Origin of the sequence: Marinospirillum perlucidum, assembly GCF_003336805.1 — a bacterium.
In the GTDB taxonomy this organism is placed as follows: Bacteria; Pseudomonadota; Gammaproteobacteria; order Pseudomonadales; family Halomonadaceae; genus Marinospirillum; species Marinospirillum perlucidum.
The window spans coordinates 38,441-62,292 of the sequence record NZ_QFWJ01000003.1 but is presented as its reverse complement, the minus strand read 5'-3'; the positions used below and the strand labels follow the sequence as shown (position 1 = coordinate 62,292).

The 23,852-nt window shown below is 55.7% G+C and carries 26 protein-coding genes; 17 read left to right on the top strand and 9 right to left on the bottom strand.

The window, feature by feature from the left end:
• Positions 1-16 precede the first annotated feature (16 nt).
• The 3 genes from yajC to secF all read left to right on the top strand — a co-directional run bounded on the left by yajC (position 17) and on the right by secF (position 3,218).
• Entirely contained in the window at positions 17-349 is a 333-nt protein-coding gene (gene yajC / locus DFK18_RS05115; protein WP_114417150.1) for a preprotein translocase subunit YajC, read from the top strand.
• Positions 350-431: 82 nt separating this feature from the next.
• The gene (gene secD / locus DFK18_RS05110) at positions 432-2,279 is read left to right on the top strand and encodes a protein translocase subunit SecD (protein WP_114417149.1); all 1,848 of its coding nucleotides are present in this window, start codon (positions 432-434) and stop codon (positions 2,277-2,279) included.
• Positions 2,280-2,294: 15 nt separating this feature from the next.
• Positions 2,295-3,218 carry a protein translocase subunit SecF gene (secF, locus tag DFK18_RS05105; protein WP_114417148.1) on the top strand — a complete coding sequence of 308 codons (924 nt, stop codon included), beginning with the start codon at positions 2,295-2,297 and terminating at the stop codon, positions 3,216-3,218.
• On the opposite strand, the gene DFK18_RS05100 is transcribed toward secF, so the two are convergent.
• The 8 genes from DFK18_RS05100 to DFK18_RS05065 all read right to left on the bottom strand — a co-directional run bounded on the left by DFK18_RS05100 (position 3,215) and on the right by DFK18_RS05065 (position 10,108).
• Positions 3,215-4,423: a tetratricopeptide repeat protein gene (locus DFK18_RS05100; protein WP_114417146.1), complete on the bottom strand. Its 1,209-nt coding sequence runs from the start codon at positions 4,421-4,423 to the stop codon at positions 3,215-3,217. The two genes, secF and DFK18_RS05100, sit on opposite strands and share 4 nt — an antisense overlap.
• Positions 4,420-5,055, bottom strand: coding sequence for a TonB family protein (locus DFK18_RS05095; RefSeq protein ID WP_114417144.1), 636 nt, complete (start codon positions 5,053-5,055; stop codon positions 4,420-4,422). The genes DFK18_RS05100 and DFK18_RS05095 overlap by 4 nt, the downstream gene beginning before the upstream one ends.
• Positions 5,052-5,456, bottom strand: a complete 405-nt coding sequence (locus tag DFK18_RS05090; protein WP_114417143.1) for an ExbD/TolR family protein — start codon at positions 5,454-5,456, stop codon at positions 5,052-5,054. The genes DFK18_RS05095 and DFK18_RS05090 overlap by 4 nt, the downstream gene beginning before the upstream one ends.
• A 14-nt stretch (positions 5,457-5,470) precedes the next feature.
• Positions 5,471-5,944 carry a MotA/TolQ/ExbB proton channel family protein gene (locus tag DFK18_RS05085; protein ID WP_162299700.1) on the bottom strand — a complete coding sequence of 158 codons (474 nt, stop codon included), beginning with the start codon at positions 5,942-5,944 and terminating at the stop codon, positions 5,471-5,473.
• The gene (locus DFK18_RS05080; protein WP_114417141.1) at positions 5,941-7,317 is read right to left on the bottom strand and encodes a MotA/TolQ/ExbB proton channel family protein; all 1,377 of its coding nucleotides are present in this window, start codon (positions 7,315-7,317) and stop codon (positions 5,941-5,943) included. Before DFK18_RS05080 ends, DFK18_RS05085 begins: the two co-directional genes overlap by 4 nt.
• Positions 7,304-8,101, bottom strand: a complete 798-nt coding sequence (locus DFK18_RS05075; RefSeq protein WP_162299699.1) for a DUF3450 domain-containing protein — start codon at positions 8,099-8,101, stop codon at positions 7,304-7,306. The genes DFK18_RS05080 and DFK18_RS05075 overlap by 14 nt, the downstream gene beginning before the upstream one ends.
• A gap of 55 nt (positions 8,102-8,156) precedes the next feature.
• Positions 8,157-9,155 carry an iron ABC transporter substrate-binding protein gene (locus DFK18_RS05070; protein ID WP_114417138.1) on the bottom strand — a complete coding sequence of 333 codons (999 nt, stop codon included), beginning with the start codon at positions 9,153-9,155 and terminating at the stop codon, positions 8,157-8,159.
• Positions 9,156-9,325: 170 nt separating this feature from the next.
• Positions 9,326-10,108, bottom strand: a complete 783-nt coding sequence (locus DFK18_RS05065; protein WP_114417137.1) for an inositol monophosphatase family protein — start codon at positions 10,106-10,108, stop codon at positions 9,326-9,328.
• 127 nt (positions 10,109-10,235) lie between these two features.
• Between DFK18_RS05065 and DFK18_RS05060 the strand changes: the two genes are divergently transcribed.
• The 14 genes from DFK18_RS05060 (at position 10,236) to der (ending at position 23,282) form a co-directional block, all read left to right on the top strand.
• On the top strand, positions 10,236-10,997 hold the full coding sequence (locus tag DFK18_RS05060; protein ID WP_114417538.1) for an RNA methyltransferase: 762 nt from the start codon (positions 10,236-10,238) through the stop codon (positions 10,995-10,997).
• Between the two features lie 8 nt (positions 10,998-11,005).
• A complete protein-coding gene (gene cysE, locus DFK18_RS05055) occupies positions 11,006-11,851 on the top strand; it encodes a serine O-acetyltransferase (protein WP_114417537.1) in 846 nt (281 codons plus the stop codon).
• Between the two features lie 73 nt (positions 11,852-11,924).
• A complete protein-coding gene (gene iscR, locus DFK18_RS05050; RefSeq protein WP_114417136.1) occupies positions 11,925-12,401 on the top strand; it encodes a Fe-S cluster assembly transcriptional regulator IscR in 477 nt (158 codons plus the stop codon).
• 10 nt (positions 12,402-12,411) lie between these two features.
• On the top strand, positions 12,412-13,554 hold the full coding sequence (locus DFK18_RS05045) for an aminotransferase class V-fold PLP-dependent enzyme (RefSeq protein WP_114417135.1): 1,143 nt from the start codon (positions 12,412-12,414) through the stop codon (positions 13,552-13,554).
• Positions 13,555-13,568: 14 nt separating this feature from the next.
• A complete protein-coding gene (locus DFK18_RS05040) occupies positions 13,569-13,895 on the top strand; it encodes a HesB/IscA family protein (protein WP_114417134.1) in 327 nt (108 codons plus the stop codon).
• 43 nt (positions 13,896-13,938) lie between these two features.
• The gene (ndk, locus tag DFK18_RS05035; protein WP_114417133.1) at positions 13,939-14,367 is read left to right on the top strand and encodes a nucleoside-diphosphate kinase; all 429 of its coding nucleotides are present in this window, start codon (positions 13,939-13,941) and stop codon (positions 14,365-14,367) included.
• A 182-nt stretch (positions 14,368-14,549) separates the two neighbouring features.
• Positions 14,550-15,725 carry a dual-specificity RNA methyltransferase RlmN gene (rlmN, locus tag DFK18_RS05030; RefSeq protein ID WP_114417132.1) on the top strand — a complete coding sequence of 392 codons (1,176 nt, stop codon included), beginning with the start codon at positions 14,550-14,552 and terminating at the stop codon, positions 15,723-15,725.
• A 7-nt stretch (positions 15,726-15,732) separates the two neighbouring features.
• On the top strand, positions 15,733-16,425 hold the full coding sequence (locus DFK18_RS05025; RefSeq protein WP_162299698.1) for a tetratricopeptide repeat protein: 693 nt from the start codon (positions 15,733-15,735) through the stop codon (positions 16,423-16,425).
• A 43-nt stretch (positions 16,426-16,468) separates the two neighbouring features.
• Entirely contained in the window at positions 16,469-17,491 is a 1,023-nt protein-coding gene (locus tag DFK18_RS05020) for a RodZ domain-containing protein (RefSeq protein ID WP_114417130.1), read from the top strand.
• Between the two features lie 19 nt (positions 17,492-17,510).
• Entirely contained in the window at positions 17,511-18,623 is a 1,113-nt protein-coding gene (gene ispG / locus DFK18_RS05015) for a flavodoxin-dependent (E)-4-hydroxy-3-methylbut-2-enyl-diphosphate synthase (RefSeq protein WP_114417129.1), read from the top strand.
• 12 nt (positions 18,624-18,635) lie between these two features.
• Positions 18,636-19,922, top strand: a complete 1,287-nt coding sequence (gene hisS, locus DFK18_RS05010) for a histidine--tRNA ligase (protein WP_114417128.1) — start codon at positions 18,636-18,638, stop codon at positions 19,920-19,922.
• 50 nt (positions 19,923-19,972) lie between these two features.
• Positions 19,973-20,617: a YfgM family protein gene (locus tag DFK18_RS05005; protein WP_114417127.1), complete on the top strand. Its 645-nt coding sequence runs from the start codon at positions 19,973-19,975 to the stop codon at positions 20,615-20,617.
• Positions 20,617-21,798, top strand: coding sequence for an outer membrane protein assembly factor BamB (gene bamB, locus DFK18_RS05000; RefSeq protein ID WP_114417126.1), 1,182 nt, complete (start codon positions 20,617-20,619; stop codon positions 21,796-21,798). The genes DFK18_RS05005 and bamB overlap by 1 nt, the downstream gene beginning before the upstream one ends.
• 2 nt (positions 21,799-21,800) lie before the next feature.
• Positions 21,801-23,282, top strand: coding sequence for a ribosome biogenesis GTPase Der (gene der / locus DFK18_RS04995; RefSeq protein ID WP_114417125.1), 1,482 nt, complete (start codon positions 21,801-21,803; stop codon positions 23,280-23,282).
• Between the two features lie 30 nt (positions 23,283-23,312).
• Here der and DFK18_RS04990 read toward each other — a convergent pair whose 3' ends face one another.
• Complete coding sequence (locus tag DFK18_RS04990) at positions 23,313-23,705, bottom strand: Gfo/Idh/MocA family oxidoreductase (RefSeq protein WP_114417124.1); 393 nt, start codon at positions 23,703-23,705, stop codon at positions 23,313-23,315.
• Between the last annotated feature and the right edge of the window lie 147 nt (positions 23,706-23,852).

The window sequence follows — 23,852 nt, the reverse complement described above, 5'->3', positions numbered from 1 at the left end:
TTTTAAGGAGCCCTGAATGGACTTTTTTATTTCTGCTGCCCACGCTGAAGGTGGCGCTACAGCCAGCCCGATTTCCAGCATTGTCATGCTGGTGGGTTTTGTTGCCATCTTCTATTTCATGCTGATCCGTCCTCAGCAAAAGCGTGCTAAACAGCACAAGCAGTTGCTGGCCGATCTGGCCAAGGGCGACGAAGTCAGCCTGGCCGGTGGTGTCATGGGTCGTATTACCAAGGTAACCGAAGAGTTCCTGGTTCTGGAAATCACCGATTCCACCTCCATCAAGGTACAAAAGGCAGCGGTTACCTCCGTACTGCCCAAGGGTACCCTGAAGGCTATCGAATCCGAGTAATACCTGCTCGCGCCCCGGTCTACCGGGGCTTTTTTCTGGCTGGTTATCCCGGCTAACCCTGAGATCAAGTTGCAAGGCCGCCATGCTCAATCGCTACCCCCTCTGGAAGAACCTGCTCATCCTGTTGGTTATTGCTGTCGGCATTATTTATGCCCTGCCCAATTTGTTTCCCGAAGATCCTGCTGTACAGATCACCGGCTCGCGTGGCGCGATCGAGGTGGGCAGCAGTCAACAAAATCGGGTTGAAAGAGCACTGGAAGCCGGGGGTATCACCCCTAAGGCTGTCAGCCAGGAAAACTCCACCCTGCTGGTTCGCTTCAACCATGCTGACGAACAAATCCGGGCCAAGGATCTGCTGCAGGCTGCTCTGGGGGATGACTATGTCGTGGCCCTTAACCAGGCGCCCACTACCCCGGAATGGCTGAAATCCGTGGGAGCCAGAAGTGTTAATCTGGGTCTGGATCTGCGCGGTGGGGTGCACTTCCTGATGGAAGTCGATATGCAGGCTGCCCTGGAACAGCAACTAAACGTCACGGCCAGCGAGATCCGCACCACCCTGCGTGAAGAACGCCTGCGTTACCGCCAGGTTAGTGTGGAAGATGGCCAGGTCCGTGTCCTTATGGCCTCGCAAGATCTGCTCGACCCTGCGCAAAGCCGCCTGATGTCCGATCTGAGTGAATACCAGTTCACCCAGGAACCGGAAGCCCGCCTCCTGGTGCTTAGCCTGGATGAACATGCGGTACGTGAGGTGGAAGACTATGCCGTGGATCAAAACCTGACCACCCTCAGGAACCGGGTCAATGAACTGGGTGTAGCCGAACCCCTGGTACAGCGTTCCGGTCGTGATCGCATTGTGGTGGAATTGCCCGGCGTTCAGGATACGGCAGCCGCCAAGCGGGTACTCGGGGCCACTGCCAACCTGGAATTCCGCCTGGAAGCCAAGCGTAGTGCTGACCCTCTGGATGTGGAAGAATTTGAATACCGCGACCGACCAGGACGTACGGCCGAGCTGGAGCGTAATATCATCACCACCGGCAACAATGTGGCTAATGCCAGTGTCGGTTTTGATGAAAACAACAACCCCCAGGTGGATATCCGCCTTAACGGCCAGGGTGGCCGCCTGATGAGTCAGGCCACGGCGCCCAATGTTGGCCGCCGCATGGGGGTGCTGTTTATCGAACATAAAACCCGAACCAAGGTGGTTCGCGAAGATGGCGAGAGAGTGGAAGTACGCGAACCCTATACCGAGCGCAGCATTATCTCTCTGGCCACCATTCAAAGCCAGCTGGGTTCCAGCTTCCGTATCACCGGGATCGGCAATACCCAGGAAGCTTCGGAACTGGCCCTGCTGATGCGTGCCGGTGCCCTGGCTGCGCCCATTTACTTTGTGGAAGAAAGAACGATTGGCCCCAGCCTGGGTGAGAAGAATATCGAACGCGGCATTCTCTCCATCCAGATCGGTCTGGCCCTGGTGGTTCTCTTCATGCTGGCCTGGTATCGCACTTTTGGTATCTTTGCCTGCGTCGCCCTGACCACCAACCTGGTACTGCTGGTGGCGCTCCTGTCAGCCCTGGGTGCGACCCTGACCCTGCCAGGTATCGCCGGTATCGTGCTGACCCTGGGTATGGCCGTGGATGCCAACGTACTGATTAATGCCAGGATTAAAGAAGAAATCTACCATCGCGGTGTCAGCCCCCAGGCGGCCATCAACACCGGTTATGAAAAAGCCTTTGCCACCATTCTGGATGCCAACATCACCACCTTCCTGGTGGCTATCATCCTCTTCTCGGTAGGAACCGGGCCGGTCAAGGGCTTCGCCGTGACCCTGTCACTGGGTCTGTTGACCTCCATGTTTACCGCGATTGCTGTCACCCGTATGCAGGTCAACTGGGTCTACGGTAAGCGTCATATCCAACGCCTTCCCATTTAAGGTCAGGAGCCAAAGATGTCCAAGCTGCTAAATATCAATATTGATTTCATGCGCGCCCGGCGCCTTGCCTTTATTCTTTCTGCTGTTCTGCTGCTCGCATCCGTAGGCTCTCTGGCTACCCAGGGGCTGAAGCTGGGACTGGATTTCACCGGCGGCACCCTGGTAGAACTCCACTACCAGGAAGCACCGGATCTACCCCAGGTCCGTGATCAGCTGGAAGCAGCCGGTTACGAGAATTTTGTGGTTCAGAACTACGGCAGCAGCCAGGATATCCTGGTGCGCCTGAGTCAGGGCTTTTCGCCCCAGGTAGGTGAAGAAGTCCGCAGCCTGTTGGGTGATGAAAACAGCGTCGAACTGCGCCGTGCCGAGTTTGTTGGTGCCCAGGTGGGTGAAGAACTGCGTGACCAGGGCGGCCTGGGGATGCTGGTATCCCTGCTTTGTGTCATGGTTTATGTTGCCTTCCGCTTCCAGTACAAGTTTGCTCTGGGGTCGGTTCTGGCCTTGGGCCACGATGTCCTGCTGCTGCTGGGTTTCTTCTCCATCCTGCGGATTGATTTTGACCTGACCGTTTTGGCTGCGCTGCTGGCTGTTATCGGCTACTCGCTGAATGACACCATCGTGGTCTATGACCGTATCCGTGAAAACTTCCGGACAGTGCGTGAAGGCGGGCCGATGAAGTTGATCAATCTGTCAATCAACCAGACCCTGATTCGGACCACTATAACTTCCTTGACCACCCTGCTGGTGCTCTTTTCCCTGCTGATTTTTGGCGGCGAGATGATCCACAACTTTGCCTTGGCACTGATCGTGGGGGTTTTGGTCGGTACCTACTCCTCGATTTATATCGCAGGCACCCTGCTGCTGTCACTCAAGGTCAGCCGTGAAGACCTGGCATTGCCGGTTAAAGAGGGAGTACTAGAAGAGGATGGACGCCCCTAGAGGGCATCCAGATAGTTCAGCCACTGGCGGGCCTGCTCAGCCTTAGAGGTTTCCAGCAGGTCTTCCAGTAGACTTCGAGCTGTCGAGTAATCCTGCAGTTCGATTTGACTTCGAGCCAGTGAAAGACGCGTCTCGGACGCTTCTTCCCCTTCCTGCTCCGGCAGCAACTGCTGCCAGATCTCTGCTGCTTCCTGCCACTGACCCTGGCTGTAATACCAATCAGCCAGGCGTTGCCTGTCTCGCAGGCTTCCCGTTTGTTCAGCCAATCTGCGCAAGGCGGCAATCGTTTTGTCAGGTTGGCTGGTTTGCAACCAGGCCTGGGCAGCCAGACGCAGCAGCGTTTCTTCTTGCGCCGCTGCCTGTGGCAGGCTTTCCAGCAGTTTTTCAAAAACCTGGGCGGCTCTCAGCGGTTGGCTGGAGGTGAGGAGGGCTCGCCCCAGGTATTCCTGTTGATTACGGTTCAGGTAGCCCTGACGTTGGGCCAGTTCCAGGGTCACTAAAGCAGCTTCCTCATCACCAGCCAGGCGTTGCAACTGAGCCAGATTGGGCCAGAGGCGTTGTTTTTCGGGAAAGGCATCTACTCTTTGCTGCTGATACCGGGCTGCTTGGGACCAGTCTTCCTGTTGCTGAAAGATATACACAGCCAAGCCCAGCCAGGCATCCTGGGGGCGGGTAGCCTCTTCCAGTGCTTTTTCTATCCAGGGCTCAGCTTCTTGCCAGCGTTCCAATTCGGTCAGCAAAGCGGCCCGCAGGTAGTGGGCTTGAGCCGAAGGTTGCTCCTCGGCAGCCCACCAACGTTCCAAGTTAATCAGCGCCAGGCGGTAGTTTTCCTGGTCCATGCGAACCTGCATCAACAGCCATTGCAAGGCCTGAAGGCTGTCATTATCGAGCAATTCAGCGGTGTCCAGGGCTTCATGCAGCAGAGGGATGGCCGCATCCGGCTGTTGCTGTTCCAGGTAGGCCGCAGCCACCACGCGGGCCACAAAAGCTTTCACATAGGCCTGCTGGGCGGGATTGCCCTGCACCTGCTGGTAATAAGTCTGCCCCTGGTCAATCACCTGATTCAGCTGACCTTCCTCCAGCTGCTGCCCCAGTAGTGTCATCTGTTCATATTGACGTGGGGTCAATTCCGGAGGACTAGCTTGCAGACTGGTGGCCAACAGCAACCCCACGAGCCCGGTTATATGCAGCCTGTTTATCTTCATCCATTCGACTCCAAACGAAACTCCAAACGCTGCTTCAGACGGGTTTCACCTTCACCCAGTTCATGACTGGCAAAGCGCCAGCGTGCTATGGCACGGCGGGCAGCGCGATCAAACACCCCTTCGGGTCGAGAAGCAAGTATCTCGATGGACTCGGGAATCACTTCACCCTCGGCATCGACACTGAAACCCAGTTCCACCCAGCCTTCAATTCGGCGTGACAAGGCATGACGCGGGTAGCGAGGTTGCTCTCGATGCACCGGCGTCGCCTGTACCTGAATACCCTCCGGCAAAGCCGAAGTGCTGGCCCCGGCGAGCAGGTTGGCATCCAGTGACGGCACACTTGCATCCAGGGCCAAGGGTGAGTCTAGTGGACTCGATGAGGTAGTGGAAGTATCCAGGGATTGCTGTGGCTGCTGTGGAGCAGGTGGTTCCGGCGGCGGTGGTGGCGGCGGCTGGATATCCTGGGTGGGCGGTTCGGGGGTCACTTCGGCCCAGTTCAGCGACAGGCGCTGGGGCACCTGCATTTCACCGGAGGGCGGCTGAATCATCCAGCTCAAACCGGCAAAAAAAAGGGCAACGCCCAACAGGGAAAGGGGCGCAGCTATCCAGATCAGCAGAAATCTTGGTTTCATGGGTCTGCTGCCAAGGCAAGATTATTCACCCCGGCCTGACGTAGCCGATCCATAACTTCCACCAGACGCCCAGACCGGGCTTCCTTGTCAGCCTGAATCACTACACTGGCCTGGGGACGCTCTGACAGAAGGCGGGCCACTCTGGGGCCCAAAGAAGCCAGAGACTGGGGGTTACCATCCACCCAGACTTCACCCTGGGGCGAAATGGCGACCAGAATACTGGTCTGCGACTGGGATTCGGCCGTAGCGGCCTGAGGTGGATCCACCTGAATACCACTTTCGCGAACAAAAGAGGTGGTAACGATAAAAAAGATCAGCAGGATAAAGACCACATCGATCATGGGGGTCAGATTGACCTCCGAATCCTCCTGCTCCTGATTGAGTAAACGCGAACGACGCATCCAAGACTCCGCTATCAGTTTTGTTGCAGAAGGCGGCGCATCTTGCGCTGCCAGAGGTGCACGAAGAACAGGCCGAGAACGACCAGGGCCATGCTGGCAAAAGTCGGCAGGATTGCCCGGGCAATGCCCGTGGCCAGCAAACGGGGATCTGCAGAAGACCCCAGACTCAGGCCATCAAAAACCAGCATCATACCGCTGACTGTACCGACCAGGCCCAGCAGGGGGGTAATCATCACCAAGCCCTTGAGAAGCGGCAGCCCCTTTTCCAGACGATTCTGGCTGTGTAGCTGCACGGCGTGAGCCTGCAGGGCTTCGACTCGGCTTCGCGCAGCAGGCGGATGATAGGGCCCCTCCAGGGTCCAGGTCAGCCAGCGTTGAATCACCAGATACAAACAAATGATGGCGACCAGGAAAATCACCCACATGATGGGCCCGCCCTGAAGCATTAATTGCTCCAGGGGCAGAAAACTCATCCAGCTGAGATTCAAGAGGGATCTCCTGCGGGCCTCTCCCGCTCGGACCCCAGACATCCAGCCAGCCAAGCCGAGGTTTCCGCTTCTAGGATGCGCGCCAGGTGACGGCAGCGCCCCTGCAAGAGTAAGTGAGCCAGCAGCAGGGGAACAGCAGTAATCAAACCCAGTACCGTAGTCATCAATGCCTGGGAGATGCCCGAGGCCATCATCGAGGGATCACTGGTGCCAAACAGGGTAATTGCCTGGAAGGTAGCAATCATCCCGGTCACAGTTCCCAGCAGTCCCAGCAACGGAGCTATGGCCGCCAGGAGTTTAACCCAGGAAAGCCCCTTGTCCAGTTGACCGGCTTCTTTCAACAGGAGTTCATCCAGGCGAGCTTCCAGGGCTTCAGGCAGACGCTCCTTACCAGCAGCTTCCCTTTGCATCTTGACCAGAATGCGGCCTAGCAGGTTATCACTCTGCGGGCTTTGCAAAGCCTGCAATTGCTTTTTCAGGCGTTTCTTTTCAGCACTCAGACGCAGGTATTGAACAGCGGCAACCAGCAGCCCCACCACGCCTAAAAAGAGTATCAGATAACCCACCAGGCCACCCTGTTGCAGACGCTCAAGCAGACCGGGCTGTTGATTGTAGAGATTCAAGGTCTGGCCTCGGGCAGGGTCCAACAAGAGGCTTTCCCCTTCAGCCGCCAGATAATCCCGGGTTAATTCTGCCCCGGCATCCGGTTGGCGTGACCAGAGCTGGGGGGGCTGTTGGCGCTCATAGCGCAACAATCCCTGGGAATTTAACAGTTGCAGATCCCCCACGCGCAGCAGCTCACTCTCCTGCTGCTGGCCCTGAGCATCAATCCAGGGCCCGGTAAAGGCTTGTAGCTGACCGGAAGCCAGCCAAGCCTGTTGCATGGCTTTCCAGAGGTCACGCAAGTCAGCAATGGCCGGTACTTCTTCCCCTTGGCCGGGCTGTAATTTCTCCAGCAACTCGGGATTGTGCAGGGAAAAGAGAGCGTCCAATAATAAAGCGTGGAAGCTGCCCCTTTCCTCCCGATAGACCGAAAAGACTTCACCTAAGGAGGCGGAACGGCGGCTGAGTTGCTCTCGGGTGGTGGCCAGGGTGGCTTCAAGCTCTTCCTGACGAGCTTCCAGCTCATTTCTTTGCTGTTCAGCGGCAGCCAACTGGGCACGGGCATTAGCCAAAGCCTGGGCCTGGGCCGTCGCGGCTTCGCGTTGCAACTGCAAACGCGCTTCTTCATCCACTTGGCGTTCGATTGCTGCCTCGCGGGTGGTCTCCAGGAGTTCACGCCAGTGATCTTCCGGCAAGCGCGATTCGGCAGTCACTCCACTCCAGGGCAGAAGCAGGACAAGCGTTAAACAAAGCAGCTTACAGGTTTTCATGACGGGCCTCCCCAGCTTCACGCAAAGGCACTGACAGAGGTAATTCCAGCAGTTGCGGCAGGCCTCTTTCCTGGGCCAGTTCTATGCCCTGGATTACTTGATTTCTCTGACTGGAATCCAGGGGCTTCCAGGTTTGGGTGGCTGCTTGCCAGACCCCGGCGCGCTGCTGATCTTCACTGAGGTAATAAAGGCCCACACGACCCAGACGCAGTAGGGTCACCATCTGCGCATCCGAACTGGTCGATAATTGAATCAGTTCTCGCGAGATCTGAAGCTCCCGCCCCTGACTGACTTCTTGACGGTAGCTTGCTAAAAGTTGGCGCAGTTTTTCTGCATGACTGACATCCACGCGCTGCAGTAGTTGGTGGAGTTCTTCAACCCTGGCCAGGCGCTCCTCCAGACGGAAAGGCAGATCATGACGGACAAAGGCTTGCAGGCGCTCGGCCATTTCCCACAACAGGGGTTCCAACTGCTCGCGGGTGGTATCCAGACTTTCCAGTTGGGTATTGAGGCGATCTATCTGCTCTTGCAGCTGCTGATTCCAAGCCTGCAAACGCTGGTTATAGGCTTCCAGCACCAGGGTTTCGCGTCTAATCTGGCGCCAGGCCTGAAAGTCTGCCTGACGTTCCTGGCTCAGGGCTTCCACCTCGGCTTGAATGACACGAGCCTGCTCCTGGGTAGCCGCTTCCAGATCGCGGGATGCCTGGCTGTCGGTATTTTGGCTCCAGGCATTCATGGAGATAAGAAGAACAAAGAAGGCGGGGAGGGTAAAAAATTTGTTCATCAGCTTCTCGTAAAAAAACCGGGGCAACGGGGCCCCGGTTCGGTTCCTGAAAGGCTTAGATCAGGCCTGCTTGACGCAGCAGATCAAGTGTTCCTTCCAGATCATCGAGATCATCCAGGTCAATCTCAGGGCTGGCTTCCAGAGCTTCCTGGTAAGGCTCGGAATGACGGTTCTGAATCACACCGTCGATGACCGGGTATTCGTTCACTTCCAGAGCAAAATACTGCTGGGCAGCAGGAGAAATCAAGAAGCGAATGAATTCACGCGCAGCTTCCTGCTCATCACTGGCTTTAAGGATACCCACACCAGCCACGTTCATCAGGTTACCGATGTCGCCATCCTGGAAGAAGTCCTGGTCAGCAGGGAAGTCCGCATCGTTTTTGGTGAAGCGAGGCAGGTAGTAGTTGTTAACCAGGCCATAGTCGATCTCGCCATCGGCAACACCCTGAACCTGAGTGGAGTTGTTGCGGAATACCTTGGCATTGTTTTCTTTCATGCCTTCCAGCCATTCCAGAGTACGCTCATCACCGTATTCAACGCGCATGGCGGTGACAAAAGACTGGAAAGAACCGTTGGTGGGTGCCCAACCAACGCGGCCTTCATACTGTTCATCAGTCAGATCGAAAACGCTTTCAGGATGATCTTCAGCATCAGTGCGCTCAGGAGAATAGACGAACAGGCGTGCACGACCGGTCGTAGCAATCCAGTTACCGGTTACGCTCTTGTAGATGCTGGGCAGATCCTGGTAAAGGCTTTCGGGCAGAGATGCCAGTAGGCCAGCCTTGCTCACAGCACCCATGGCGCCGGCATCCTGACCCCAGTAGAGGTCTGCAGGCGTGCGGTCGCCTTCTTCCTGCAGCAGAACAGCCAGCTGCGCGGTTCCACCATAGCGTACATCAACACTGATGCCGGTTTCTTCGGAGAACTGGTCAATCAGTGGCTGCACCATGGATTCACCACGACCGGAATAAAGGGTCAGGGTGGTGGCAGAGACAACAGGAGCAACCAGCAGAGCGCCAGCCAGCGCCAGGGGAGTAAAGAGTTTCTTGGACATCATTTTTCCTCGCATGAAGTTTCAACTATCAAACCAATAGCGTCAGCTTATCAAACTGCACCAAGGGTGTAAATGATAATTACAATCACTTGTACTCGCACCTATCAACTAGCACCCATAAAAAAACCCGGCCTAAAAAGACCGGGTTATCAGCTTACTCGCAGTAAAGCTTAGTTGAGCTGGGATTTCAGCTGGCTGACCAGAGAGCGGAAGGCCTTGGGATTGGTCACCAGCAGGCGACCCTGTTCACCCAGACTGGGCGCACCCGTGAGATCACCGGACAGACCGCCTGCTTCCTTGAGCATCAGCAAGGCAGGCGCCAGCTGCTCTTCATCGGCACCCAGGAGAATCGCCGCATCCAGCTGACCGGCCGCTACCGCACAAATATCGAGAAGATCACAGCCACTGGCATAAATCTGGCTAATATCCATCACCACCTGCAGCAGCTTTAGATAGGTCGGCATCAGTTGGCCGCGCAGACCGGCTGCCGGCAAGGGCAGCGCAACCGCTGCATCCTGGGCATTCCAGCCGTTGAGCACACGAATACGGCGCCCATTCAAGGTAGCACCGCGACCGCGGCTGGCCAGGTATTCCTGACCCGTCGCTGGGTTTAGAAGAACCACATGCTCAAGACGATCACGCTGATAGATGGAGATGGACAGGGCAAAAGCCGGATAACCGCGCTGCAGGTTGGCCTTCCCGACCAACGAGTCCACTTTCCAGCAGAGTTCACCACTGCCTTCCAGCTGCACGCGACCGCCCTTGAAGGAAGCATTCGGATGCGCGCGAACCAGTTGACGCTGAATGGACTGCTCTACCCGTTTGCCGCAGGTGGCCAGCAAATCAGGCAGGGTTTTATCGCTACGCGCCAGATCCAGACGCTCTAATACGTATTCATAGTGTTCGCTGACACTGCGAGCTGCGCGCAGTGCCAATTGCAGTGTCGGATGCATACTTCACCGGCTGTGATTGTTAAGGAACTAAGGGGAAGGGTATGATAGACGGTTTTCACGTAATAACAAGCCATCCAGACTCTTTCCAGTCTTTTTTCAGGAAAACTCCATGTCAGACCAAAACGCCTTGCTGGATTCTGTTCGTATTATTCTGGTGGGCACTTCCCATCCGGGCAATATTGGTGGTGTCGCCCGAGCCATGAAAAACATGGGCCTTAAAGACCTCTGGCTGGTTGCACCGCGAGCCCAGTTCCCCCACCCCGAAGCGGTTTTCCGCTCTTCCGGGGCCACGGACATCCTTGATGGCGTCCAGGTAGCCGCCACCCTGGAAGAAGCCCTGGAGGACCGCACCCTGGTTGCCGGCACCAGTGCCCGTTCGCGCCATCTACCCTGGCCGCTACTTAATCCGCGGCAACTGGCAGGGCGTTTGCATGCAGAACTGGAACAACCCGAACACCGGATCGCCCTGGTGTTCGGTCGTGAAGACCGAGGTCTGAGCAATGAAGAGCTGCATTTATGCCACCTGCACGTGCATATCCCCACCAACCCGGAGTTCAGCTCGCTGAACCTGGCCGCTGCCGTGCAAGTACTTAGCTATGAATTACGCATGTCGGCAAATGAACAAACGGCTGAAAAAGAACAGACTGCCCACCTGCCCTTTGGCACCGAATGGGATGCCCCTCTGGCCGACAGCCGGTCACTGGAGCGTTTTTTTGAACACCTGGAGACCACGCTGGTTGATATCGACTTCCATGATCCCAATAACCCCAAGCAACTGATGAGCCGCCTCCGACGCCTCTATCTGCGCGCCCGGCCCGATACCACCGAGGTCAATATATTGAGAGGCATTTTGACCAGCACTCAAAAGGTCGCTGGAACCCAAAAGTGAGATTTCTGATGTTCAGACAAATCCGAGACGACATTAACAGTGTTTTTGCCAGAGACCCGGCTGCCCGCAACTGGTTTGAAGTGCTAACCACCTACCCAGGTCTACACGCCCTGCTTTTTCACCGGGCTAACCACTGGCTCTGGAACAAGGGACTCAAATGGCTGGCTCGCTGGCTTTCAACCTGGGCCCGCTGGTTTACCGGCATTGAAATCCATCCCGGCGCCAAAATCGGCCAACGCTTTTTTATTGACCACGGCATGGGCATCGTCATCGGTGAAACCGCTCAAATCGGTGATGACGTCACCCTCTATCACGGCGTCACCCTGGGCGGCACCAGCTGGAACAAGGGTAAGCGCCACCCTACCCTGGAAAACAACGTGATAGTCGGTGCCGGAGCCAAGATTCTCGGCCCTTTTACCGTGGGTGAAGGCGCCAAGGTGGGCTCCAATGCCGTGGTCACCAAAGAAGTCCCCGCCGGTGCCACCGTAGTCGGGATTCCCGGTCGTATCGTGCTGCGCAGCCAGCCGGATAACTACACCGATGAAGAATTTGATGTCGATCCAGAAAGACGTGCCGCCGCCCAGAAACGCTTTGGTTTTGATGCCTACGGGATCAGTCAGGAAATGCCCGACCCTGTGGCCAAATCGATTCGCGGCCTGCTCGATCATATGCACGCCCAGGATCAACGCATGGGTGAAATCTGCAGGGCCCTGCATCGGCTGGACAGCAGTTTCCGGGAAGAAGACATGCCCGAACTCAATGAAGAAGATCTCGCTGAAGACGGGGATATCTGTGCCATCTGCGGCCTTGACGAGATAGGTCGACGTCCCGACAAGGCTTCTGGCGACAAATAACCAGTATTACTTGACTAAAATACAAGGTCTTTGCATAATCAGGTGACTTACCACCGAATCAGGGGCTAGCACCATGAGACTGACCACCAAAGGCCGTTATGCCGTCACCGCCATGCTGGATCTGGCTTTAAACGCCCGCAAGGGGCCGGTTTCTCTGGCTGATATTTCCAGCCGCCAGGAAATTTCGCTGTCCTATCTGGAACAGCTGTTTGCCCGCCTGCGCCGCAACGAGCTGGTAACCAGTGTGCGCGGACCCGGCGGTGGCTACCAGCTGGCCAGAAATAGCAGCGATATCTATGTCGCCCAGGTCATTGATGCGGTCAATGAATCCGTGGATGCCACCCGCTGCCGAGGCAAGGGCGATTGTCGCCAGGGTGGAACCTGTCTGACCCACCATCTCTGGTGCCAGCTGTCCGATCAAATCCATCAATTCCTTAATGGCATTAGCCTGGCAGAACTCGTGGCCAAGGAAGAAACCCTCAACCTGGAAGCAGCGGACGAATCCACAACTGCTCTGCAGGAAGAAAAAATTCAGCTATCTGCCGTCTAAGCCTGCCAAGATGACCCCAATTTACCTGGATTATGCTGCCACCACGCCGGCAGCACCTGAAGTTGCCGCACTGATGGCCGAGTATCTGACGCTGGATGGCTGCTTTGCCAATCCCGCTTCGCGCTCTCACCTGTCCGGCTGGCAGGCGGAGCAGGCCGTGGAAAAAGCCCGCAGCCAGGTCGCTGATCTGATCGGCGCTGACCTGAGAGAAATTGTCTGGACTTCGGGAGCCACCGAAGCCAACAACCTGGCCCTGATCGGTGCAGCAAGAGCCAACCCTGACCGGGGACGGCATATCATTACCTCGCGCATTGAACACAAGGCAGTGGGGGATACCTGTGACTGGCTGGAAACCCAGGGCTGGGAGATCACCCGTTTGCAACCCGACAACCAGGGCCGCATCCAGGTCGAACAGGTCGCCGAAGTACTTCGCGAAGACACCCTCCTGGTGTCCCTGATGCTGATCAACAATGAACTGGGCAGCCTCAATCCCATTACCCAGGTGGGTGAACTACTCAAGGAACATCCGGCTTTACTGCACGTGGATGCTGCCCAGGCAGCGGGCAAATTGCCCATCGATGTCACAGCCCTGAACATCGACCTCCTGTCGCTCAGTGCCCACAAGTTCTATGGCCCCAAGGGAGTCGGCGCGCTTTATGTACGCCGGGAACCCCAGGTCAAACTGGAAGCGCTGATTCATGGTGGTGGTCACGAAAGAGGCATGCGATCCGGCACCCTGCCTACTCACCAGCTGGTCGGCATGGGCGAAGCCGCCCGTCTGGCCCAGGAAAACCTGCAGGCAGATGCCGAGCACATCAGCGATTGCCGAACTGTTTTTTTACAGCAACTAGATCCGCAATTTTATCGTCAGACAGGAACAGCTGCGGATAACTGGCCCGGTATTATCAACCTGGCCTTTCCGGGTATCGAAGCGGAAACCCTGATCCTGGCCCTGCCTGATCTGGCCGTTTCCACGGGTTCAGCTTGCAACTCGGCCACGCTGGACCCATCTTATGTATTAACAGCCGTCGGTTTGCCCAGAGCCGAAGCTCTGAGCAGCGTACGTTTCAGTTTCGGACGTTATCTAACCCGCGAAGAAGCCCTGAAGGCCGGACAACTGGTCAATCAGGCGCTGGAACGTCTGAACTCCTAATCAAGAGGTGAAGCATCATGTCTGTTTCCATTACTGCTTCAGCAGCAGACCACATCAAAAAATGTCTGCAGGATCGTGGCCAGGGTGAAGGCCTGAGAGTCAAGGTCAAGCCCAGTGGTTGTTCCGGCTACTCCTATGTGCTCGACTTTGCAGACCGCATTGAAGCCAACGATGCCGTTTTTGAAGAACAGGGCGTGAAGATTCTGGTGGATCAGGATTCCCTCCCCATGCTGGAAGGCACGGAAGTGGACTATGTTCAGGAGGGCTTGAACCGTTTTTTCCGCTTTAACAACCCTCATGTTAAAGACGAGTGTGGTTGTGGAGAGAGCTTCAGCGTATAATTGCGCCGAAAGTTTAACCCCCAACCCAATCCTGGAGATGTAAATGGCCGTTGAGCGTACACTGTCCATTATTAAACCCGATGCCGTCGCTAAAAATGTTATCGGTGAAATTCTGTCCCGCTTTGAAAAAGCAGGCCTGAAGATTGTTGCTGCAAAAATGCTGCACCTGAGCCAGGAACAGGCTGAAGGCTTCTATGCCGAGCACAAGGAACGCCCCTTCTTCAAGGATCTGGTCGGCTTCATGACTTCCGGCCCGGTTGTTGTGCAGGTACTGGAAGGTGAAAATGCCATTGCCCAGAACCGTGATCTCATGGGTGCCACCAACCCTCAGGAAGCTGCAGCCGGCACTATCCGTGCTGACTTCGCCAACTCCATTGATGCCAACGCTGTTCATGGCTCGGACTCTCCCGAATCCGCAGCACGTGAAGTAGCCTATTTCTTCAAGACTGAAGAAATCTGCCCACGCGGCTGATTATCAGCTGCAAGGCATAAAAAAACCTCTAGGCCAAGAGCTTGCAGCCGCAAGCCGGACTCCAAAAAGCCTCGAGGCACTCCCAGTAAAAGGGCAAGCTCAACAGCTGCCCTTTTACTGCTTGTAAGACAAAGATTTTTTCGCCAAACTTCCCAGCCAACAACCCGCTGCTGCAGGCACTGATGATGACTTCCGAAAAGACCCCTTCGCCTTCACCCAGTCAGGAAGAAAAGACCAATCTTCTGGGCATGACCCTGCCCGAACTTGAAGATTTCTTTCTAAAAATGGGAGAAAAGAAATTTCGTGCGGCCCAGGTTATGAAATGGATGCATCACCGCTGTGCGGCCAGTTTTGACGAGATGACCGATCTCAGCAAAAAACTGCGTGAGAAATTACAGCAAACAGCTGAAGTCAGACCCCCCAAGGTGGTTCTGGAAGACTTTTCCAGCGATGGCACCCGCAAATGGGTGCTGGAAGTGGGCGATGGCAGTCATGTAGAAACGGTTCTAATTCCTGCAGGTGGCAATCGACGCACCCTTTGTGTCTCCTCACAGGTAGGTTGTTCGCTGGATTGCTCCTTCTGCTCGACTGGCAAGCAGGGTTTCCAGCGCAACCTGACTCCTGCAGAAATTATCGGCCAGGTCTGGGTCGCCCAGAAGTCCTTTGGTCCACGCAAGGATTCCAGTAAGCGCCCCGTCACCAATGTCGTCATGATGGGGATGGGCGAACCTCTGATGAACTACCAGCCGGTAATGGCGGCCATGAAAATCATGCTGGAAGACAATGGTTACGGCCTGTCCAAGCGTCGCGTCACCCTTTCCACCTCCGGGCTGGTCCCGCAGCTGGATAAAATGGGTGATGAAGTGGATGTATCCCTGGCGATTTCCCTGCACGCACCCAATGACGAGCTGCGCAACCAGCTGGTACCGATCAACAAGAAGTATCCGATTCAGGAATTGATGGCTGCCTGCAAACGCTACCTGAAAAAATGTGGTGACTCGCGTGATGTCACCATCGAGTACACACTGATTGCCGGGATCAATGACCAGAAAGAACACGCCCAGCAACTGGGCCAGTTACTCAAGGGGCTCCCCTGCAAGATCAATCTGATTCCCTTCAACCCCTTTCCCTATTCCGGTTACGAACGACCTTCGCGCAATCAGGTGATGCGTTTCCAGAACTGGCTGCATGAGCTAGGTTATTCCGCCCCTATCCGCACTACCCGTGGAGATGACATAGATGCTGCCTGTGGCCAGCTGGTGGGTCGGGTCCAGGATAGAACGCGGCGCAGTGCCCGCTACGCGGAAGAACGCATTCCCGCCGCCTTGGTCGACAACAACTGGCAACCCGCCAACTAGGTGCCCTATGCTACGCAGCCTGCTTCTCCTCGTCCTGCTGATCAGTGGTTGTGCGACCCAGGCCCCCTGGGAAAAGACCGATCCTCAGCGCCAGGCTGAAGCCTATGCCAACCTGGGCATGGGCTATCTGCGAGAAGAGGAATATACCCGCTCACTGCGTAACTTTAACCGAGCGCTGGAAGTGCGCCCGGAGCATGAAAAAGCCTTACACGGTATGGCACTGGCACTGCAGGCCCAGGCTGAAAATCAGTTAGCAGAAAACTACTTTAAAAAAGTTTTACAAGTTAACCCTAGGAATACTGCTGCCAGAAACAATTATGCCGCTTTCTTATTTGAACAAAATCGTTATGATGAAGCACGGATTCAGCTTCAACGAGCCAGTGAAGATATTTTTTACTCAGACAGGGCACTGATTTTCGAGAATCTGGGCTACGTCGCTCTGGAACAGAATGACCCTGAGGCAGCAAAAGTTTTTTTTAAACGTTGCCTGACCCTGGATGCCCGAGCCGTCAATGCCCATCGGGAATTACTGCGGCTGTATCTACCGGACGACCCACAAAAAGCCTCTAATCACTGGCAATTCCTGCAGGAAGCAGACATTCAGGACAAGGATAGCCTAACTCTGGGACTGGAACTGGCCAAAATAACTGGAAACCAGCAGGAACAAGAGCGACTGCAACAACTGTTGGCTAACCACTAACTCTATAAACGGCCTGCTGCTTAAATCGAGGACTTCTGACACCATGACAGAGACACAGCAAGACGAACAGCCCAAGGCTGCTTCTGAAAATCAGGGACAGGCTACCCCTGCATGCAGCCGCCCGGGTGAACTTCTGAGAAAAGCCCGCGAAGATCAGGGACTCTCCCAGGCAGAGGTTGCCAAGCAACTGAACTTTTTACCTTTCTACGTTCCATCTTTGGAAAACGAAGACTTCACTGCCCTGCACAACAAAACCTTCATTAAAGGTTATATGCGGGCTTACGCACGTTTTCTCAAGATCGATGCCGATGAAGTACTCAGATGTTTTGCTGAGCACCATCCACAACTGGAAAACCAGGAGCGCATCCAGCCAGTTGAAGGCATCAAGCCACCCAAGTCAGGGCGCAGCCTGGTCTTCAAGCTCTTCACCCTGTTGATTATTCTTGCGTTGGTGGCAGTAATTATCCTCTGGTGGCAAAGCCGTAATCTGGAGCCTCTACCTTCGCTAGCCTCTCCGGATGTCCAGGTGGACACGCTGGATGGCCAGACAATCAGCGCACCGCTGGATCAACCTGAGGAAGCCCAGGACGAAGAAGCTGCTGCCGCCGAAGAGAACGCCAACACCGCTGAAGGCAGGGTGGTTGAAGAGGTCGTTGAACCCATCTCGGCACTACAGACCGATCAGGAACCCACCCAGTTGCAGGCGCTGCCTCAGGCCGAGTCTCAATCCGGCGAAGGTGACGACCAGACTGCAGCCAATGACCAGCCCAGCCCGCCGCCGGTTGAAGACTTTACTGGCGATCCGCTGGTGGTAACGGCTAATCAGCCCGGTAAACTAGCACTGACCTACAGTGGGGATTGCTGGACTGAAATCAGAGATAGTTTAGGCCGTGTCCTCCACGCCAGCCTCAATCGTTCCGGTGATGCCATCCTTCTCGAAGGCGAGCCACCTTTCCGCCTGGTCTTTGGCCAGGGGCGGGCCGTGGATGTTTTCTACCAGGGTGAAGAAGTGGATCTCTCCAGCCGCATCCGCTCCAATGGCTACACCTCCATTTCAGTTGAATAAAAGACGGTAACCAGTCTGCATGCAACACATTTCACCGATTAAAAGACGTCCCTCCCGGCAAATCCGGGTGGGCTCCCTGCTGGTGGGGGGCGATGCGCCCATCAGCGTCCAGAGCATGACCAATACCGAAACCTGCGATGTCGAGGCCACGGTGGGCCAAATCCGCGCCTTGGAAAAAGCCGGAGCTGACCTGGTCAGGGTTTCCGTTCCCTCTATGGAAGCCGCCGAGGCTTTTGGTAAAATCCGCGAGCAGATTGAGCTGCCGCTGGTGGCCGACATCCACTTTGATTACCGCATTGCCCTGAGGGTTGCCGAGCTGGGCGTGGACTGCCTGAGGATCAATCCCGGCAATATCGGTCGCGAAGACCGGGTTCGCGAAGTGGTTGCTGCGGCTCGTGACAAGGGCATTTCCATGCGTATCGGCGTTAATGCCGGCTCACTGGAAAAGGACCTGCAGAAAAAATACGGCGAACCCACCCCGGCTGCCCTGGTGGAATCCGCACTCAGACATGTGGACTATCTGGACCGCCTGGATTTTCAGGAATACAAGGTCAGCGTCAAGGCTTCGGATGTTTTCATGGCTGTGGAAGCCTACCGCCAACTGGCCCGGGAAATCGAACAACCCCTGCATCTGGGCATTACCGAAGCCGGTGGATTGAGATCCGGCACCGTCAAATCAGCTGTCGGCCTGGGTGCCCTGCTGATGGATGGTATTGGTGATACCTTGAGGATTTCTCTGGCTGCCGATCCGGTCGAGGAAATCAAAGTGGGCTTTGATCTCCTCAAGAGCCTGCGCTTGCGCAGCAAAGGCGTCAACTTTATCGCCTGCCCCAGCTGCTCGCGCCAGAATTTTGATGTCGTGGCCACCATGAATGAGCTGGAAAACCGTGTCGAAGACCTGCTGACCCCCCTGGATGTCGCCGTGATCGGCTGTGTGGTCAACGGTCCGGGTGAAGCCCGCGAAGCCGAGCTGGGTTTGACCGGGGGTAGCCCCCAGCATCTTCTGTATATCGATGGCAAGCCAGCCAGCAAGGTGGATTCGGCCCAACTGCTGGATCAGCTGGAAGAAGTCATCCGCACCAAGGCAGCCGAAAAACAGGCCCGACTCGATCAACTACTTGCAAAAGATTAAGGTGAAATTTCAGTGGCAAAGAAGATTCAAGCCATCCGTGGTATGAATGACCTCCTTCCCGATGCCAGCCCACGTTGGCAGTACCTGGAAGAGAAAGTACGCACCCTGCTCGACCGCTACGGCTATAGCGAAATCCGCATGCCGGTGCTGGAGCAAACGGCTCTTTTCAAGCGCTCTATCGGGGAAGTCACCGATATTGTGGAAAAAGAAATGTACACCTTCGAGGATCGCAATGGCGACAGCCTGACCCTGCGCCCCGAAGGGACAGCCGGTTGCGTACGTGCTGCTGAAGAACACGGCCTTCTTTTTAATCAACAACAGCGGCTCTGGTACCAGGGCCCTATGTTCAGGCACGAGCGCCCCCAAAAAGGGCGCTATCGCCAATTCCACCAAATCGGCGTGGAAACCTTTGGCCTCACCGGGCCGGATATTGATGCCGAACTGATTCTTCTCTCGGCACGCCTGTGGAAAGAGCTGGGTATCCTGGATCACCTGACTCTTGAACTCAACACCCTGGGCAGCTCCGAAGCCAGGGCGCAATACCGCACCGCCCTGACCACTTTTTTGGAGCAGCATCGCCAGGATCTTGATGAAGACAGCCAGCGCCGCCTGACCACCAACCCTCTGCGTATTCTTGATTCCAAGGATGCCCGCACCCAGGAAATCCTGGAGGCAGCCCCTCGCTTTGAGGAACACCTGGATGAGGAAAGCCGGCAACATTTTGCCGGTCTTTGCCAGCTTCTGGATGCCGCCGGCATTCAGTACACCCTCAATCCTCGACTGGTTAGAGGCCTGGATTACTACGGCAAGACGGTTTTCGAGTGGACAACCCGAGCCTTGGGTTCACAAGGCACGGTTTGTGCAGGTGGACGTTATGACGGTCTGGTTGACCAACTGGGTGGGCGAGCAACACCGGCTGTAGGCTTTGCCATGGGCATTGAACGCCTGGTACTGCTACTGGAAACTCTGGAAGCCTTCCCGGCGGAACTGGACCAACGCCTGGATGCCTACCTCACCGCTTTTGGTGAAGAGGCCCAAGGTTACGCCCTGCTGCTGGCCGAAAGGCTGCGCAGCGAGCAGCCCGAACTGAGAATTCAGACGCACTGCGGTGGCGGTAACTTTAAAAAACAAATCAAGAAAGCCGACCAGTCCGGCGCGCGCTTGGCCCTGCTTCTGGGCGAAGACGAGATGAGCCGGGGCGTGGCCTCGATCAAGTTCCTGCGGGAAGACAAGGAACAGATCGAAGTGCCTGTCAGTGAGTTAGCACTCACCATTAAAGAGCATTTGCAAAGCCACTAAGGTCGGTTAAGATAACTCTCATTTTGGACAAAGAATAACTGGGACAGACTATGCGCAGCGAAGAAGAGCAGATTGAATCCTTCAAAGAATGGTGGAGTAAAAACGGTAAGTCCCTGATTGCCGGTGTTGTCATTGCTGTGGCCGGTGTTGGTGGTTGGAAAGGCTGGGAAAGCTACGAGAACAGCAAGGCCGAGTCCGCTTCTACGCTCTACACCCAGCTGGCTCAGGTCGTCAGCAGTGAACTGGGCGAAGAACGTGAAACCCAGGCTGCAGAACTGATTGCCCAATTGACCAGTGAATTCGATCAAACCGTCTACGCTGACTATGCGCGTCTTTTCGCTGCCCGTCTGGCTGTGGAAAGAGATGAGTTTGATCAGGCTCAGGTTCACCTGCGTTCAACTCTGGAATCCAGTCAGGTGGATGCCATTCAACTGGTAGCACGTCTACGCCTGGCCCGTATTCTCAACTCCCAGGATCAGATCACCGAAGCCCTGACTCTGCTGGATGTTCCCAATGCCGGGGGTTTTACTGCTGATTTTGAATCCCTGCGCGGTGACCTGCTGATGTCCCAGGGTGAAGCCCTCCAGGCTCGCCAGGCTTATCAAAAAGCCCTGGAAGCCAGTCGTGCCAACGGCGAATCCAGCCCTCTGGTGGAAATCAAGCTGGATAGCCTGGCTACCCGCGGTGATGCTTGATGCGCGCTAGCCTGCCATCCCTGCTAAAAAAAAATTTCCTACTGCCCCTGACACTTCTTCTGGTGTCGGGGTGCAGTAGTCTGCCGAGTCCGCAATACGAGCCCAAGCCACTTCCTGACACCAACGGCTCTGCCGAACTGGAGCTGCAATGGCAGGATCATTCCGGTGCGGGAGAAGGCTGGCGTGGCTACCAGCTGGCTCCCCTGCTGGACGGTCAGCGCCTGATCACAGCTGACGCCCAGGGCTACCTGCAGACGTTCGATCTGGAGCAAGGCTTTCTAGGTTTTGACAAGATGCTCTGGACCCGTGAACTTGGCGTCGGCGTGAGTGCTGGCCTAACACTTAATAACAACCAACTGCTGGTTGCCACCCAGAATGGTGAGCTCCTGTCTCTGGATGCAAATAGCGGCCAGACCCTTTGGAGTACCCAGGTATCCAGTGAGGCACTGGCTCCTCCCCAGGTGCGCGGCGACCTGCTGATACTTCAGACTGCCGATGGCAAGCTCCATGCCTTTTCCGCAACCAGTGGTCGCACCCTCTGGAGCTATGACAGCCTCATTCCCAATTTGACCTTGCGAGGTACAGCCACACCCACGCTGACCTCAACCCAGACACTGGCCGGTTTTGCCAATGGCAAGCTGGCAGCCATCGATAACAACTCCGGTCAGCTTCGCTGGAGTACTCAGATTGCCCAGCCCCAGGGGCGTACTGATATTGAACGCCTGGTGGATGTCGATGGCCAGGCACGAATGGCCCAGGGTCTTTTGATCGTCAACAGCTATCAGGGCCAAACCCAAGCCCTCGACCCCTATTCAGGTCGCAGTCGCTGGAGTCGTGACCTCTCCAGTTATCACGCCCCCCTGTTGATCGACGGTCAGGTTATCCTGGTGGATGAAGCCAGCCGGGTTCATGCTCTGGATCTGGCCACCGGCAGCAGCCTCTGGACCCAGGACGAGCTCTATGGCCGCCAGCTTACTGAAGCCGTGCTGCTGGAGGATCAACTGGTGGTTGCTGACTACCAGGGCTATCTGCATCTGCTCGACCCGGCCACGGGTGAGATCACCGGACGGGAAGCCTTTGATCTCGATGGCATTCGAACTCCCCCTCTAGTCAACGAAGACCGCCTTTTGGTACATTCAATTCGCGGCCGTATCGGGCTTTTCACCCTTAAGAAAGACTAATTATGCTTCCTGTTATTGCCCTGGTGGGCCGACCCAATGTCGGCAAATCCACACTTTTCAATCGTTTAACCCGTAGCCGTGATGCTCTGGTCGCTGACTTTCCCGGCCTGACCCGGGATCGCCAGTATGGTCAGGGCAAGGTCGGTGGCCAGCCTTATATTGTCATCGATACGGGCGGTATCAGCGGAGACGAGGAAGGCATTGATGCCGAAATGGCACGCCAGTCCCTGAGAGCCGTAGATGAGGCTGATCTGGTTCTGTTTATCGTCGATGCCCGTGCCGGTCTTACCGCCGCGGATGAAATGATCGCCCAGTATCTGCGCGAGAATGACAAGAAAGCCTATCTGGTGGTCAACAAGACCGATGGCCTGGATGCCGAAGCCTGGAGTGCGGAATTCTATGCCCTGGGTATGAGCAGCAATCCCTATCTGATTGCTGCCGTGCACAACCGTGGCGTGACCAGTATGATTACTGAGCTTCTGGCCACCCTACCGGCCAACTCCACCCAGGCCATTGAAGAAACAGGCTCAGAGGAAGACGAGACACATCTGGAAGAAGACGATGCGGCTGTGGCTGAAGCCGCCAAACGCGAAGCCGCCAAGGAACTTCGCTTTGGTATTATCGGCCGCCCTAACGTGGGTAAATCCACGCTGGTCAATCGCATTCTGGGTGAAGAAAGGGTCATCGTTTACGATCAGCCGGGCACCACGCGCGATTCCATCAGCATTCCTTTTGAGCGTAATGGCAAGGGCTATACCCTGGTGGATACCGCCGGTATCCGCCGTCGCAAGAATGTCACGGAAACTGCCGAGAAATTCTCCATCGTCCAGACCCTGCAATCCATTCGCGAGTGCAATGTTGCGGTCATGGTCATGGATGCCCGCACCGGCTTGGTGGATCAGGATCTGCACCTGCTCAGTTTTATCCTGGAATCGGGTCGTTCCCTGGTTCTGGCTGTTAATAAGTGGGACAAGCTGGATGCCGAGGTCAAGGACAACATCAAGAAGGATGTCACCCGGCGCCTGGGCTTTGTCGACTATGCCGATATCCATTACATTTCAGCCCTACATGGCACAGGTGTGGGTGAAGTCTTCCGCTCGGTGGAAAAAGCCTACCGCTCAGCCACCAGTCACTGGTCAACCAATCGCCTGACCAATCTGCTCCAGGATGTGGTCAGCGAGCACCAGCCCCCCATGATCAATGGACGCCGCATCAAGTTACGCTATGCCCACCAGGGCGGCGTTAACCCGCCCATTATCGTGGTGCATGGCAATCAGACGGATTCGCTCCCCAATAGCTACAAGCGCTATCTGATGAATGCCTTCCGCAAGGTACTCAAGGTGACAGGTACGCCTTTGCGTTTTGAATTCCGTAGCGGGGACAACCCCTATGCACCGGAAGCCAAAACCAGCCGTGAAGCCGCCAAGGCTCGCCAGTTGAAGTTGACTCGAGAAGCCAGAAAAAATCGCAAAAAGAAGCGCTAAAAAAGCCCGGTCACAACCGGGCTCCAGGTGTTAGCCGATACCTTCATCATCGGGATGGAAAGACGGCACCAGATGCGGACTGCGATCACAGAGGCTGATCAGCAGGCGGGCTATCAAATCATGCATGATCAGGGTCTTGCGATTATTAGTTTCCTCGTAATAGGCCTTGATCTCGCTTTTTAGCTGACGATCTCCCGAAACCTCCACCAGAATATCCACTTCCCCCACGGCCTTGACCAGTTGCATTGGCTGGGTATAGCAGGCAATGCCCTGATCCTTGGCCAAACGCATGCCGGGGGATTCGGCATCAATATCGGCCACACCGAGAATTCTGATATAGCTGTATTGCATCAAATCCTTGAGCAAGGGTGTGCCTGTGCGTCCAGCACCGATTAAGGCAATACTGAGACTTTCATTACTCATTTTGCATCTCCTTTTACTGAGTAGACCTCCACTATAAAGACACTGGACGCCCGGGTACAATCATCCAGGCTTATTGAGTCAAATTTACGCTATCTTCTGCTAGTCAAAAAAACCGGCTACCTTTATGCTGGGCTAAAAGCCAAGGTC

What these genes read in the sequence shown, in the direction of transcription:
- rlmN (WP_114417132.1), top strand. Translation starts at nt 14,550, where the DNA reads ATGATGACTTCCGAAAAGACCCCTTCGCCTTCACCCAGTCAGGAAGAA.
- DFK18_RS05090 (WP_114417143.1), bottom strand. Translation starts at nt 5,456, where the DNA reads ATGCGTCGTTCGCGTTTACTCAATCAGGAGCAGGAGGATTCGGAGGTC.
- secF (WP_114417148.1), top strand. Translation starts at nt 2,295, where the DNA reads ATGTCCAAGCTGCTAAATATCAATATTGATTTCATGCGCGCCCGGCGC.
- DFK18_RS05070 (WP_114417138.1), bottom strand. Translation starts at nt 9,155, where the DNA reads ATGTCCAAGAAACTCTTTACTCCCCTGGCGCTGGCTGGCGCTCTGCTG.
- DFK18_RS05100 (WP_114417146.1), bottom strand. Translation starts at nt 4,423, where the DNA reads ATGAAGATAAACAGGCTGCATATAACCGGGCTCGTGGGGTTGCTGTTG.
- DFK18_RS04990 (WP_114417124.1), bottom strand. Translation starts at nt 23,705, where the DNA reads ATGAGTAATGAAAGTCTCAGTATTGCCTTAATCGGTGCTGGACGCACA.
- DFK18_RS05005 (WP_114417127.1), top strand. Translation starts at nt 19,973, where the DNA reads ATGCGCAGCGAAGAAGAGCAGATTGAATCCTTCAAAGAATGGTGGAGT.
- bamB (WP_114417126.1), top strand. Translation starts at nt 20,617, where the DNA reads ATGCGCGCTAGCCTGCCATCCCTGCTAAAAAAAAATTTCCTACTGCCC.
- DFK18_RS05020 (WP_114417130.1), top strand. Translation starts at nt 16,469, where the DNA reads ATGACAGAGACACAGCAAGACGAACAGCCCAAGGCTGCTTCTGAAAAT.
- DFK18_RS05045 (WP_114417135.1), top strand. Translation starts at nt 12,412, where the DNA reads ATGACCCCAATTTACCTGGATTATGCTGCCACCACGCCGGCAGCACCT.
- DFK18_RS05080 (WP_114417141.1), bottom strand. Translation starts at nt 7,317, where the DNA reads ATGAAAACCTGTAAGCTGCTTTGTTTAACGCTTGTCCTGCTTCTGCCC.
- ndk (WP_114417133.1), top strand. Translation starts at nt 13,939, where the DNA reads ATGGCCGTTGAGCGTACACTGTCCATTATTAAACCCGATGCCGTCGCT.
- ispG (WP_114417129.1), top strand. Translation starts at nt 17,511, where the DNA reads ATGCAACACATTTCACCGATTAAAAGACGTCCCTCCCGGCAAATCCGG.
- yajC (WP_114417150.1), top strand. Translation starts at nt 17, where the DNA reads ATGGACTTTTTTATTTCTGCTGCCCACGCTGAAGGTGGCGCTACAGCC.
- cysE (WP_114417537.1), top strand. Translation starts at nt 11,006, where the DNA reads ATGTTCAGACAAATCCGAGACGACATTAACAGTGTTTTTGCCAGAGAC.
- secD (WP_114417149.1), top strand. Translation starts at nt 432, where the DNA reads ATGCTCAATCGCTACCCCCTCTGGAAGAACCTGCTCATCCTGTTGGTT.
- DFK18_RS05095 (WP_114417144.1), bottom strand. Translation starts at nt 5,055, where the DNA reads ATGAAACCAAGATTTCTGCTGATCTGGATAGCTGCGCCCCTTTCCCTG.
- iscR (WP_114417136.1), top strand. Translation starts at nt 11,925, where the DNA reads ATGAGACTGACCACCAAAGGCCGTTATGCCGTCACCGCCATGCTGGAT.
- DFK18_RS05065 (WP_114417137.1), bottom strand. Translation starts at nt 10,108, where the DNA reads ATGCATCCGACACTGCAATTGGCACTGCGCGCAGCTCGCAGTGTCAGC.
- DFK18_RS05025 (WP_162299698.1), top strand. Translation starts at nt 15,733, where the DNA reads ATGCTACGCAGCCTGCTTCTCCTCGTCCTGCTGATCAGTGGTTGTGCG.
- der (WP_114417125.1), top strand. Translation starts at nt 21,801, where the DNA reads ATGCTTCCTGTTATTGCCCTGGTGGGCCGACCCAATGTCGGCAAATCC.
- DFK18_RS05075 (WP_162299699.1), bottom strand. Translation starts at nt 8,101, where the DNA reads ATGAACAAATTTTTTACCCTCCCCGCCTTCTTTGTTCTTCTTATCTCC.